Origin of the sequence: Citrobacter sp. CK180 (genome assembly GCF_030333655.1) — a bacterium.
Lineage (GTDB): Bacteria > Pseudomonadota > Gammaproteobacteria > Enterobacterales > Enterobacteriaceae > Citrobacter_B > Citrobacter_B koseri.
In genome coordinates, this window is the sequence record NZ_JAOWFM010000051.1 from 156,854 (window position 1) to 170,114 (window position 13,261).

General features: G+C 51.3%; 10 protein-coding genes. 6 read left to right on the forward strand and 4 right to left on the reverse strand.

The window, feature by feature from the left end:
* The first annotated feature begins 7 nt into the window (after window positions 1-7).
* The 3 genes from OGV50_RS13340 (at window position 8) to OGV50_RS13350 (ending at window position 3,229) form a co-directional block, all read left to right on the forward strand.
* Window positions 8-1,882 (forward strand): TRAP transporter large permease, encoded by a 1,875-nt coding sequence (locus tag OGV50_RS13340; RefSeq protein WP_200091102.1) that lies wholly within the window; start codon window positions 8-10, stop codon window positions 1,880-1,882.
* Between the two features lie 117 nt (window positions 1,883-1,999).
* Window positions 2,000-2,764 carry an SDR family NAD(P)-dependent oxidoreductase gene (locus tag OGV50_RS13345; protein WP_049011919.1) on the forward strand — a complete coding sequence of 255 codons (765 nt, stop codon included), beginning with the start codon at window positions 2,000-2,002 and terminating at the stop codon, window positions 2,762-2,764.
* Window positions 2,765-2,809: 45 nt separating this feature from the next.
* Window positions 2,810-3,229, forward strand: a complete 420-nt coding sequence (locus OGV50_RS13350; RefSeq protein ID WP_200091104.1) for an RbsD/FucU family protein — start codon at window positions 2,810-2,812, stop codon at window positions 3,227-3,229.
* A gap of 38 nt (window positions 3,230-3,267) precedes the next feature.
* Here OGV50_RS13350 and OGV50_RS13355 read toward each other — a convergent pair whose 3' ends face one another.
* Window positions 3,268-4,335, reverse strand: a complete 1,068-nt coding sequence (locus OGV50_RS13355; protein ID WP_326999281.1) for a LacI family DNA-binding transcriptional regulator — start codon at window positions 4,333-4,335, stop codon at window positions 3,268-3,270.
* A 341-nt stretch (window positions 4,336-4,676) separates the two neighbouring features.
* Here OGV50_RS13355 and OGV50_RS13360 point away from each other — a divergent pair, with 341 nt between their 5' ends.
* Entirely contained in the window at window positions 4,677-6,884 is a 2,208-nt protein-coding gene (locus OGV50_RS13360) for a TonB-dependent receptor (protein WP_071257291.1), read from the forward strand.
* A gap of 121 nt (window positions 6,885-7,005) precedes the next feature.
* On the opposite strand, the gene OGV50_RS13365 is transcribed toward OGV50_RS13360, so the two are convergent.
* Entirely contained in the window at window positions 7,006-7,782 is a 777-nt protein-coding gene (locus OGV50_RS13365) for an SGNH/GDSL hydrolase family protein (RefSeq protein WP_200091106.1), read from the reverse strand.
* A 10-nt stretch (window positions 7,783-7,792) separates the two neighbouring features.
* Window positions 7,793-8,830: a porin gene (locus OGV50_RS13370; protein ID WP_286488586.1), complete on the reverse strand. Its 1,038-nt coding sequence runs from the start codon at window positions 8,828-8,830 to the stop codon at window positions 7,793-7,795.
* A gap of 414 nt (window positions 8,831-9,244) precedes the next feature.
* Between OGV50_RS13370 and OGV50_RS13375 the strand changes: the two genes are divergently transcribed.
* Entirely contained in the window at window positions 9,245-10,615 is a 1,371-nt protein-coding gene (locus OGV50_RS13375; protein WP_199971728.1) for a class-II fumarase/aspartase family protein, read from the forward strand.
* A 37-nt stretch (window positions 10,616-10,652) separates the two neighbouring features.
* Here OGV50_RS13375 and OGV50_RS13380 read toward each other — a convergent pair whose 3' ends face one another.
* A complete protein-coding gene (locus tag OGV50_RS13380; protein ID WP_049010346.1) occupies window positions 10,653-11,546 on the reverse strand; it encodes a MurR/RpiR family transcriptional regulator in 894 nt (297 codons plus the stop codon).
* 347 nt (window positions 11,547-11,893) lie between these two features.
* Here OGV50_RS13380 and dcuC point away from each other — a divergent pair, with 347 nt between their 5' ends.
* Window positions 11,894-13,261 carry a C4-dicarboxylate transporter DcuC gene (gene dcuC / locus OGV50_RS13385; RefSeq protein WP_047459531.1) on the forward strand — a complete coding sequence of 456 codons (1,368 nt, stop codon included), beginning with the start codon at window positions 11,894-11,896 and terminating at the stop codon, window positions 13,259-13,261.

A 13,261-nucleotide genomic window follows, 5' to 3' on the forward strand; every position in this document is an offset into this window, starting at 1 on the left:
GTCCAACATGGCAGATATTTCTATGAAAGCAAAGGATGAAAATGCTTTGCTGATGCTGTTAGGCCGACTGAGCAGAGGCTTAACGACCTTAACATCCTGGGCCGGGGCACTGGTGCTGTTTATCAACGTACTGGTGGTATTCGCATCCGTTATCTGGCGCTACGCATTGCATTCACCGATTCACTGGGCGGAAGAGGTGGCGCGTGCGCTGATGATTGCCCTCGTCTTTTTTGGCGTGGCCACGTCCACAGGCAGAGGCGGGCATATTGGCGTCGATCTGTTCCTGCGTTTTTTGCCCGAGCAGGTGCGCCCTTATGTTATCCATGCCAGTCGTTGGGTGCTGTTTCTGGTGTCGGTGGGGCTGGTGATTTCCAGTTATGACCTGGTGCAGGCCGCGCGGGTACAAACGACCGAGACCGGCCTGCCGCAGACGATTTACGTTATCCCGGTGTTGATCGGTTCCGTGGTGATGATGGTGGCCGCGCTGGAACATGCGCTGCATGAACGCGCGCGGGTTGTTCTGCTCAGCGGCGGCGGAATCCTGGTGCTGGCGGCGCTGGGGTATCTGAAACTCTCGCTGATGGCCGATCCGGCCAGCGCGGCGGCGGGGCTGATGCTGATCTGTTTTGCGCTGGGTATCCTGGCCGGTGTGCCTATCGCGTTTACGCTGGGCATGTCCGCAATGGTGTTCTTTATTTGCGATCCGTCGTTACCGTTTGTCTTTTTCTCTCAGCAGGTTGCCGCCGGGGTGGATCACTTTGTTCTGCTGGCGATTCCGTTCTTTTTACTTGCCGGGGCGGCAATGGAAATCAACGGGATGTCAACGCGTCTGGTTGAGCTGATTGTGCGCGGGATGGGGCGCTTTCGCGGCGGGTTAAACATGACGACCGTGCTGTCGATGGCCTTCTTCTCCGGGATTTCCGGTTCCAAACTGGCGGATGTCGCCGCAGTGGGCGGTGTCTTGATGCCTGCGGTGCGTCGCGCTAAGCAGGACAGCGAAGAGGCCGCAGGGGTGTTCGCCGCATCGGCGGTGATGGCGGAGACCATTCCTCCGTGCGTAAACCTGATCGTCATGGGGTTTGTGGCGAATATCTCCATCGGCGCGCTGTTTATCGCCGGCCTGGTTCCCGCCGTCTGCCTGCTGGTACTGCTGATGATCGCGGCCAACCGTTTTGGCGGAAAAATTAACGTCAGCGAGGCTTACCCGGTTTTACGCCCGCGTGCGCAGCTCTACCTTGGCGCCGCCGTGGGGCTGGTCATGATCTTTATGATTGGCCGTGGGGTGATGATGGGGATTGCCACCTCGACAGAAATCTCTGCCTTTGCGGTGATTTACGCCATCGTTGTCGGTCGCCTGGCGTTTCGCGAGCTGACGCTGAAAGCGACGGTAAAAATGTTTATTGATATCGCGGCCATGTCCGGCGTACTGCTGTTCATCGTCGCCTGCGCGACCAGCCTTTCTTATGCGCTGACGATACAGATGATTCCGCAGCAAATCGCTGAACTGCTGGTGGGGATTGGGATGAAGCAGGGCGCCTGGCTGTTCCTGCTGTTGACCATTGTGATTCTGATTATCTTTGGCGCGGTTCTGGAAGGTGCGCCAGCGTTGATCATTTTCGCCCCTATCCTGGTGCCAATCGCCATTCAGCTTGGGTTTAACCCGCTGCATTTCGGTATTGTCATGATTCTGGCGATGGGCTTTGGCTTATTTTCACCGCCGATTGGATTAGGGCTGTATACCACCTGCGCCATCTGTGGCGTGGAGATGAAACATGTTATTCGGCCAATGGCGAAATATCTGGCGGTTGTTTTCGTCGGCATCATCATTGTGGCGATGGCGCCGCCATTAACCACCTGGTTGCCTGGACTGGCAGGCTACTGATTATTCATTACGGATATTCGCCACGCTCAGTGGCGGGGATGTCCGCGCGCTGAAAATAGCAGTAACGCGACAGGTTATCGCCTGGCGATGTTTAAATCTGAATAAGTGGAGTATGAAATGGGATCATTAGTGGGTAAAAAAGTTTTTATTACCGGTGCGGAACAGGGTATTGGTAAAGAAACGGCCAGAAAATTAATTGAGGCCGGATGTGATATCTATATTCATTATTTCAGCGGCGAAGAAGGCCCACGAGAATTAATGGCCATCGCAGAACAAAAGGGAAGCCGGGCGGCTTGCGGTTATGCTGATTTAACGAATGAGGAAGATGCCGCGCGGTGCGTTGCACAGGGCGCGGCGTTTCTTGGCGGCATTGATATTCTGGTGAATAACGTTGGTGGAATTATCGCCCGAAAATGGCTCGGCGAGATCGAACCACAGTTCTGGCGTACCGTTATTGACGTGAATATGACCACGATGCTCAATGTCACCCAGCAGGCGTTACCCTGGCTGAAAGCCTCGCCAGATGGGGCGAGCATTGTGAATCTGGCGTCATTAGCCGGTCGTTCCGGCGGCCATGCGGGCTCTCTGGTTTATTCCACCACGAAAGGCGCCGTCTTGACCTGGACGCGCTCACTTGCCGCCGAACTGGGCGAATCTGGCATTCGGGTGAACGCCGTGGCCCCAGGATTGATTCTGGGCACCCGTTTTCATAATCAGCATACGACGCAGGCGTCTGCCGACCAGACGATTCAGGCTATTCCTTTGGGGCGCGCCGGTACGCCTGAAGATGTCGCCCGGGTAATCTGTTTCCTCGCCTCTGAATATGATGGTTTCGTCTCCGGTGCGACGATTGATATTAATGGCGGTATTTATCGGGCGTAAAAGCGGGCGGGTTGTAAAACCCGCCTGAGTTAAAAGGGACTCTTTATGATAAAGTCAGATATTATTCATCCTGATTTATTACAGGCATTGGCGCAGTGCGGTCATAAAGCCAATATTCTGATTGCGGATGCGAATTACTCTTTCCTGACCAACTCGTCACCGCAGGCACGTATTATCTGGCTTAACTTTTCTCCCGGCTTAATTGGCAGCGTGATGATTCTGGAGAAAATTCTTGGCTATATTAACGCAGAGAAAGCGACGTTAATGACGAGCCCGGCTGAATTTGATAACACGATTGAGCGTGAATACCGTGGTCTGCTTTCAGAAATGACGGAACTTTCTCATGTTGAGCGAAATGCGTTTTACGCGCTGGCGAAATCATCGGATACGCTGCTGGTGATCGCGTCGGGCGAAACCCGCCGTTTTGCCAATATTCTCCTCACCGTCGGCCCGACATTACTCTGAGAAGACGAGAAGAACGCGACGTTCTTCTCGCGTTATTCTCATCGTATATTTTCCGCTTCCCGCACCGATTGTCGGCATACCAGGGAAGGGGGAAACAAAAACTCGTCGGGAGGGATTGCCGGAGTCTCTATTCGGGCGATCAGGCGCTCAACCATCACGTCCGCCATCTCCGTGAGCGGCGGCATAATAGAGGTCAGGCCGGGGTAAACCAGGCCAGAGAGTGAAATATTGTCGATACCGACGAGAGAGATCTCTTCCGGCACGCGGATACGGGCTTCGTGCAAACCACTCATCAAACCAATGCCAAGCGCATCGTTAATGGCGACGATGCCGTCAGGACGAAGGGATTGCTGGCAGAGGGTTTGCGCCAGAGAACGGCCCAGTTCGGTCATTTCCGTATCTCCGTAGGCGGCCATCGCTTTTCCTTCGATGATCATCCCTTCACGATACATGTTGTGCTGGCGTACCGCGCTGAGAAAGCCTTCTATTTTATGCGCGCGGCTGGGGGTCATCCCTGCGACGGTCGCAAACGCGAGGCGGCGACACCCGCGCGCGATAAGATGCTCTGCCGCCATTCGGCCCGCCTCAACGTTATCCATCGACACGCTGTCCAGCGCGAAACCGCCAGAGTCAACGCTTGCGGGCATACGGCCATCGTAGTTCACCATTATCATGCCCTGCGCCGCCGCGCGGGCGAAATGCGGCTTTTCGATATCACAGGCGGCCACAATAATCCCGCGAACGCCATGAGCAAACATATCTTCCAGAAACGCTTCTTCTTCTTCGATTTGGCGATAGGTGTTGCCGATCAGCACGCGGTAGAGGTGTTTTTTGGCGGCCAGATCCACTTCACGCGCCAGTGCCGCAAAGCTGGGGTTCACGATGGATGGCACCAGCAACCCGATCATTTTTGCCTGCCCCGTTTTGAGCTGCTGGGCGACCCGGTTGGGGAAATAGTTGAGCGTTTGCATGCTTTGCTGAATGCGCGCCAGCGTTTCCGGGCGCATTTGATCGGCGCGGCCGTTAAGCACATTGGACACCGTGCTGACGGAAACTCCCGCATGCTTTGCGACATCTCGAATGTTTGCCATACATCTCCTTTGCAGCAATCTGTGAATGGCGGCTCATTCAGTATCGCCATCTGGATAGCAGAGTATAAACTACAACGGTTTAGTGTAACGTTACAGCTAATCGTGTCAATGCCATAAATCCCGTAACCGTTGTTCACACAATGAAAAATCTAAATAACATTGATAATGAGTTTTACTCTCATTATCATGTTGGCTGTGCGGGTTTCGGTGATTATTCTTCGTATCAAGGATGGACACAGAACATATATATGGAAAACCCTTCCCATACATAAAACGAGCATTTTTGTTCGGGTTTCATTCAATAAAACCCCATTTTAAACGGGTTTTTTCGTGTCCTTGTATTCATGAGATTAATGATGAAAAGCAGCGCAAAAAATAATTATTCTCTGCAAAAATCCTTGCTGGCATTCGCGATTGGTGCCGCCGCTCACGGTGTTTACGCAGCAGAAGACACTACCGGGAAAGAAGATACGATGGTCGTTGAGGCCAAATCCGCAAACAGTGGTTTTAAAGCCGGTGGCGACGCGCAGGTGCCCGCGTTCCTGGAGGGGCAGGTTGCCCACGGAGGACGACTGGGGGTTCTGGGCGAACAAAAAGCGATGGATGTGCCGTTTAACGTTATCGGTTACACCTCAAAACTGGTGGAAGACCAGCAGGCGAAGACCATCGGCGAGGTGCTGAAAAACGACGCCGCAGTACAGCCCGTACAGGGATACGGGAACTTCTCAGAAAACTATCGTATTCGCGGCTTTGAGCTGGCGGGGGATGACGTGACCTGGGGCGGTCTGGCTGGCGTGCTGCCGCGTCAGGTTGTGGATGCTTCGCTGTTTGAGCGCGTGGAAGTGTTTAAAGGCGCCAGTTCTTTCGTGAACGGCGCAGCAAGTTCCGGCGTGGGCGGTATGGTCAACATGGAGCCGAAACATGCTGATGACCTGCCGCTGACGCGCCTGGGAGTGGATTACACCTCTTCAACTCAGGTAGGCGCCACGCTGGATGCCGGTCGTCGTTTTGGCGATAACAATCAGTTTGGCGCGCGAGTAAACATTCTGCATCGTGAAGGCGAAACCGCCGTTGATAACGAGAAAAAGCGCACGACGCTGGCCGCCCTCGGGCTGGATTATCGCGGCGATAAACTGCGCTCCTCGCTGGATGTTGCCGCCCAGAAAAAGACGTTCCACGGCGGGACGATGGGAATTAACTTAAGCGGCGTCGATTTCGTGCCGGATGTACCGAACAACACGGATAACTACAGCCAGAAGTGGGGCTACAGTGATATCACTAACCAGTTCGGTATGGCGCGCGCTGAATACGACATCCTGAATAACTGGACGGTCTACGGCGGCGCCGGGGCGCAACATGCGCATGAAACCGGGATTTATACCGCGCCAAAATTACTGGACAGATCGGGTGATGCTGTCGTCAATGTGCTGTATACCAACCGTATTATTGACGCGTTCAGCAGTATGGCGGGTATTCGCGGCGAATTTGATACCTGGTCGGTCAGCCATAAGGTGAACCTGGGCTATTCGGCGGTGATCAAACGCGATAAAACGGCATGGCGTATGAACTGGGCTAACCCTGGCTCCATGACCAATATCTATGACAACCATGATGTGCCAATGCCGCAGTGGGATCTCGCCGGCGGCAACTATCACGATCCGCTGACAACCTCCCGAAACCGTACTCAGGGTTATCTCCTCAGTGATACGCTGGGATTCTTTGATGACCAGGTGCTGCTGACCGTTGCCGCGCGTAATCAGAAAGTGGTGGTGCGTAACTACAGCAATGCGACCGGTGAAGAAGACACCGCTTCTCGCTATACGGAAAGTCGATGGATGCCGACCTACGGTATCGTATATAAGCCGTGGGACACGGTGTCACTGTATGCCAACCACACCGAGGCATTACAGCCGGGTGAAAACATTACCGATCAGGAGTCGCCGGATTACGGTAAAAGCATCGGTATTCTGCACTCTAAGCAAAATGAAGTGGGCGTGAAAATTGATTTCGGCACTGTCGGCGGTAGCCTGGCGCTGTTTGAGATTAAGAAACCGTCTGTGATTAAGAACGAGACGACGCAGGAATATTCGACCGATGGCGAGCAGCGTAACCGGGGTGTGGAAGTTAACCTGTTTGGTGAGCCGGTTTACGGTCTGCGTCTGAACAGCAGTGCGACCTGGTTACAGCCGAAACTGACCAAAACGCAGGATGGCGTCAACCAGGGGAATGATGCTTCCGGTACTCCACGTTTCACCGCCGTTCTCGGTGCTGAATATGATATCCGGCAGGTTGATGGGCTGACCGCTACCGCGCGACTGAATCACACCGGCTCGCAGTATGACGGCGCCGCCAATGAGAAGAAGCTGGACAGTTACACCACGCTTAACCTCGGCGTTCGTTACCGGATGCGCGTAAACCAGGAGCAGAATGAGATGGTATGGCGTTTAGGGGTGGATAACGTCACCAACGAGCAATACTGGTCTGGTGTATCCGACTACGATGGCGTGTATGTGTTCCGTGGCGAACCGCGTACCCTGAAGCTGTCTGTTAATTACGACTTCTGAGTTAAAAACGGGCAGGGATGCCCGGTAGTAATGCCGGATGACGGCTTCGCCTTATCCGGCCTACGGTACTACGGTGTGGTGAGATTGTAGGCCCGATAAGCTTGCGCCATCGGGCAACCGGCTATGATGATTTCTGAAATTCGCTGACGGTTTCCCACGCAATCTGCTGCAATGCTTTTGTGGTGGCAGGGGTCATATCCGTGTCTACGGGCAGCGCTCCGCCCACTGGCGACTGGTTATACAGCGTGGCAAAGAACACACAGGCGGCTAAATAGGTTCCTGCGATGGAAGGGTGTACGCCATCGTGGTAATAAAGATTAATTTCCGGGTGTGCTTTACGCGCTTTTTCAAAAGCCAGGCCGACCGGCGCGACATAGCCGCCAGTTTTCTGCGCAATGGAAACATAGGCGTCAGCAAGTTTCTGTATATCCTCTGGTTGATCCCGCTTTGCCCAGGTCATGAAGTACACGACTTTTGAACCTGCCTGATGCGCCATATCCGCCATTTTTGTCGCGGATTCGATGAAATTCTGCCGGGTGCTCTCTTTCTGTGAGATCGTCTCCGTGGAGTTGCCTTGCAAGATGACAACGTCCCATTTTTGCAATGTATTCTGATAGGCGAGATTATGAATTTGCCAGCCTAAATGACCGCTTGAGATGGTGATCCCCCGATATTTATACCCTTTCGCGTGATTCGGCAGTAAAGAGCGCGTCAGATCCCGCAACCGGGTATTAATATTGTTGTTATAGAACGTAAACGAGTTGCCATACAGCGCGACAATTTTATTATCCCCCTCTATTTTTGCATAGGGTGAGGGCGCTAATAGCGCATCAGCATGCACACATAAACTGCCAAATAAAAAAGTTGATGCAAGGGATAACTGCATTATTCTTTTCATAAATCACCTGTCAGAAGTCATAGCGGAGTCCAACGATGAGCGCGTCATCATTGACTTTTTGGTTTTTATTGGCGAAGGCTTTATCGTAAGTAAATGATAACCAGGTATCATCGGCTAATGTTATTTGTGTTTCGACACGCCAGTCCTCTTTTTCATAGACGGATTTATCTTTCTCATCCAGGAAACTGTAACCGGTAAGGAATTTAAATTTACCGTATTTCCAGGACAGTAATGAATCCATGCCTTTAAAGTCATTGTCGCTTTTATTATCGCGCGCAATGGATGTGCGTAATGCGGTGACGGCGGCTTCAACGTTCTTATAGCTGAGCTGCAAGCCTGCCATGATCTGGTCGTTTTGATTCCGGCCATCGGTGGTTTTTACACCATCCTGGCGTTTATAACGGCTGGCGGCAATCGCCGGTGTGAGTCTGAAATCCCCCAGTCTGAGCGTGTTTCTGTAACTGGCCATTGCGCCATAATCCAGAGCTTCATTACTGCTGCCATTGCCCGCGACCCACGCCAGCTGTATCTCATTGCCTGCAAATTTAGCATTCCATTGTACGGTGCCGTCCTGGCGGTTGAACTGGTAGGAGTCATCAATGGTGGTGATGCCGTAGCTGTAAATATTCGGCGTAAAGTTTTTATATTTATCAGTCATTTTCATGACCTGATACAACGGGTTTTTAGTCCTGCCGACAATCAGTTCGCCCCAGGTTTTATTGGACAAACCAATATAGGAGTAGCGCGCTTTTAAATCGCTATCCCCGGTATTGCTGTCGTTTTTTTCGGTTCGCACCTGCCATTCCAGACGGCCCACGATCTTTGTCTCGGGGATAAAATCCAAATCCCGGGTGAGGTAAATCCCCAGACGGCCACCCAGATTCGTTCGTGTTTCGCTTCCGGCATAAGAGTTTTCTCCGCTGGCAATTTTACCTTCTACACGGCCATAAATATCCAGCGTATTTCCATCTTTATTATAGATACTCATCGCATATGAGGAGGTTGTCATCCCCATCAGTAGAATGAGTGAAATAATTTTTATTTTCATAGCATCCCCAGAAAACAATAGTTAGCTTATTTGTCTGTTCGAGTGAGCGGTTTATCGCAGGGGGGATTGTTCTGGAAAAAAGGAAAGTCATGATATGGGAATTATTTTTTCTCATTACAAAATGTGATTTTTAGCGCATAACGATGTCCTGTTTTATCGTGTTGCTAAATTTAATGGTGATTATTTGCGAAAAGTTAAAGCAAAGCGAAATACGCGTTGCACTAACAAGGCAACTCATTGTGATAGCTATCTCATTTTTGTGTTTTTCGGGTGTTAAAAAGGGAAAACAAAATTCTCATGACGTATTTTATGAATGGGAATTTTATTTTCCCCTGTTAATCAGTTGGCCGATCCCGCAAGATTCATTCACGACCTTTTATATTAAGATGCTTTATATTGCCGGAGAGTCGCAGTATGTACGGTAAGCAAACAACAGTATTTGATTCTGACCTCTATTCATCGCTCTTTACCGAGAGTCGGATGCGGGAAATCTGGTCTGACGACAATCTGCTTCGCTGCTGGTTGACGTTTGAAGCAACGGTAGCGCGCGTGCAAAGCGAGCTGGGCATTATTCCTGAACAGGCGGCGATTGAAATCGAGCAGGTATGTCAGAACATCGAGATAAACTGGCCTGCTTTAGCCCAGGGAACGCAAACGGTAGGCATGGCGATTAAGCCCTTGATCGACCAGATTTCGGCTGCTGGCTCTCCGTTGGTTAGCCGCTATCTCCACTGGGGATGCACCACCCAGGATCTGCTGGACTCCGGCGTGGCGATGCGATTACAGCAGACGCTGCAACGGGTATATCAGCAATTGATTGAGGTAGGGGAAGAGATGAAGGGCATGGCCTTAAAGCATGCCCGCACCGTTATGGTTGCGCGCACCAATTCGGTTGATGCATCCGCCACGACCTGGGGGCTGCATGTCTCCGGCTATCTGGCGGAGGTGAATCGGCATCTGAACCGGCTGCAACAGCTCTATCCCCGGGCGATTACGGGTCTGTTTGGCGGCGCGGTGGGGAACCTTGCCTCCGTCGGTTCTCAGGGAATGGCGACGCGTGAGCGGTTGATGCGGGCGCTGGGACTAAACGTTCCCTGTGGTATAAACAATGCCAGCCAGGATGCAATTGTTGAAGTGGTTCAATGCTTTGCGCTGATTCACGGTACGCTCTGCCGTCTGGCGAATGACGTGGAAACCCTGGGACGCACCCCCATCGCGGAAGTGCTTGAAGGTGAGGGCGGCGGAGGCTCCAGCACCATGCCGCACAAGGCTAATCCGCGCGCCAGCAATATGATTCAGACGCTGGCGAGGATGGGCTGGATGTACGCCTCCGGCGCGCCTGCGATGCTGGATCAGCAGGATGTGCGCGCGGCGTCGATGAGAGTATTGAACTGGACTATTCTACCCGAGGCGTCGAACGCCTTATCGGTCAGCCTTAGCCGGGCCAAAAAGCTGCTTTCCCACCTTATTGTGAATGAAGACCGAATGCGCGCTAATTTTGACTGCTCGAAATCTTTCATTATGTCGGAATCGATTACGATGAGTCTGGCGAACAAAATAGGGCGAGAACCCGCTTATAATTTAGTTAAAGCGCTGCTCAGTCAGGCGAATGGTGAGCAAAGTCTTATCGACATTGTCCACGCCAGCCCGGAAATTCGGGCGTCGTTATCCGCAGAAGAAATTGCCGATGCCTGCGAGCCGTTGTCTTATATTGGTTGCAACGATGCGCTGATTGCCGAGACCCTCGCGCGGTTTGATGAAATGAAAGTCATCGATATTGCGTAGCGCTTTATGTCGGGAGCGTCCCTCCCGACTCTGCTGGTCAGGTATTATGTGAAGAAGCGGAAAATGTCTCAAAGAAGAGAAACAACTCTTCCAGTTGGGCAAAGTTGCCTTCATTGTCACTCTTCTCATAGGCCAGATGCAGAATCAGTTCGATAAAAAAGAAACCGAGAATTCGGCTTTGAAAAATGGACTCCACGTCGCTTGGCAGGACAAACTGAAGATCGCAGAATTTACCGTAAGGATTGGCATCAGAATTGGTGATCAGCACGACGGTCGCATTTTTCTTTCTGAACCATTTCGCGATATTGAGTGCGACCCGGTTAAAGCGATAGTAGGAGAATACGATCAGAACATCATCTGGTTCGATGTTTATCAGACACTTGGGCAACTCGCTGATGTCGGTAGGCAGAAGAGTGATGTTGCTGCGAAAGTACTTTAACAACGTACAAAAATGCAGCGCCATCGCATGGGAGGAGGAAGGGCCGACCACATAAATATGGCGCTGGCTGTTGAGTACCAGTTCGATGAATTTATTCAGGCTATCGATGCTGATGGTCTGTTTAAAACCATTAAATAATGAAGTGACTTTATTATTAAAGGTATCAACAATCTGTTCTGTTTTGGTGGTGTTTTTAGGCCGCTGGCGACTGTTTTTCTCAAAAGGCGCGGCGATTTTGTTTTTTGACAGCGTGGTATCCAGCGCTCTTCTGAAAGCCGCATAGCCGGTAAAACCGACTTTATTCAGAAAGCGCCCGATGGTTGCTTTGCTCACGGCGGCATTCTGGGAAAGATCGACAATCCCATGATAAGGTAATTCGCTGAAGTGTTTATTAATATAGTCATTAAGCCGACATTCAGACTCGGTCAGGTCACCAATATTTTGGGTGAGTGAATTATACTCATCCAGACTTAATGTGTTTTTTCTGTACATGTGTAGTACCCGGTGACGTTTTATATTGAGATTGTTATATGAAAAGATACCTCTGCCGTCAATCATTCCGTGGCTGGCAATTTAGTAAAACGTCTTATTTTCTGCGGGATCGCGCCCCATGTAGATAAGATGCGATCTTACTCACAAAAAAATATGGGAAAAGCCCTTTCCCATATTTTATAGCACGGTGGTTTATTACGATTAAATCGACAGTGCAATTATTTAATACCGTGAACTGACGGACATATTCTCATGGCAATATGTATGAGCAGGTTTTTAGCTGTTGGTGAAAATGCTGCTTGCATAAGGCTGACATCTCTGATTTGTATGGTATAGGGATTGTTGTTATGACTGCATTTATTATAGCAATAGTGATAACAGTAATTGCCGCGTGGTTAATTGTGAAAAATTACCAGCCGCAAACTGTGTTATTATTCGCGGGGCTGGCGTTATTAACAGTTACCGTTCTGTTTTACCCAGAGAATAGTATTCTTTATGGTAAAGCAAAATCTACCGGGTCAACCTGGCTGGATATCTTCAGTTTTGCAAAAGAGTCTTTAACCACGCAAATCGCGGGTATCGGCTTAATTATTATGGCGGCGGGGGGATTCGCCAGTTATATGGATCACATCAAAGCCTCGAATGCGATGGTGAATATGTGTATTCGTCCCTTGCAGGTCATTAAAGCGCCTTATCTTATTCTTGCGCTGGGCTACATTTGCGCGCAGCTTCTGCATGTGGCGATCTCCAGCGCTGCCGGGCTGGCGATGTTATTACTGGTGACGTTCTTTCCCGTTCTGGTGCGGCTGGGCGTCAGTAAAGCGTCCGCTGCCGCGATGATCGGCCTGTGCGCGTTTATGGATCTTGGCCCGGCGGTTGGAACGGCGAATCTTGCGGCCAAACATGCCGGAATGGAAAGCGCGATTTACTTTGCGCACTATCAGATGCCGGTGGCGGTTGTGGTTATGCTGGCCGTCGCGGTGGTGATTTTCTTTACCGCCAAATATTTCGATAAAAAAGATGGGTTTGTTCCGGGGACGGAAGAGGTTGCTGAAGCGGAAGAAGAAGGACGCAAAGTGCCCGCCATTTATGCGCTGCTGCCTGTATTGCCCGTCATTCTGGTTCTGGTTTTCAGCCCGCTGGCGATCGCATCCATCAAAATTGACGTTGTGACGGCGATGATCCTCGGGGCGGTGGTCGCTTTTTTCTTCGAGCTGTTCACCACGCGTGATTTCCGCGCCTGTTGCAAAGGGTTGCAGGTATTTTTCAAAGGAATGGGAAGCATGTTTACCAGTATCGTTTCTTTACTGGTCTGTGCGGATATCTATGCCCAGGGGCTACAGAAAATCGGCGCAGTGGACTATCTCCTTCAGTCTGTACAAAGCGCTGGTCTGGGCTTTACCAGTATGACGCTGGTGATGACGGCGCTGGTAGGCGTTACCGCGGTATTAACCGGTTCTGGCGTGGCGGCATTCTTCTCCTTTTCCGGGCTGGCGCCCTCTATCGCGGCGAAGTTTGGTGAAAGCGCGGTCAATATGATTCTGCCTATGCAGCTGATGGCGGGAATGGGGCGCTCTATTTCTCCGGTTGCGGGTATCATTATCGCCGTGAGCAAAGCGGGCGAATGCTCACCGTTTATGATCGTCAGAAGAACGCTGCTCCCGGCGCTGGCGGGGATTGCCGCGATGTTGATTGCCAACTATGTGCTGATTTAA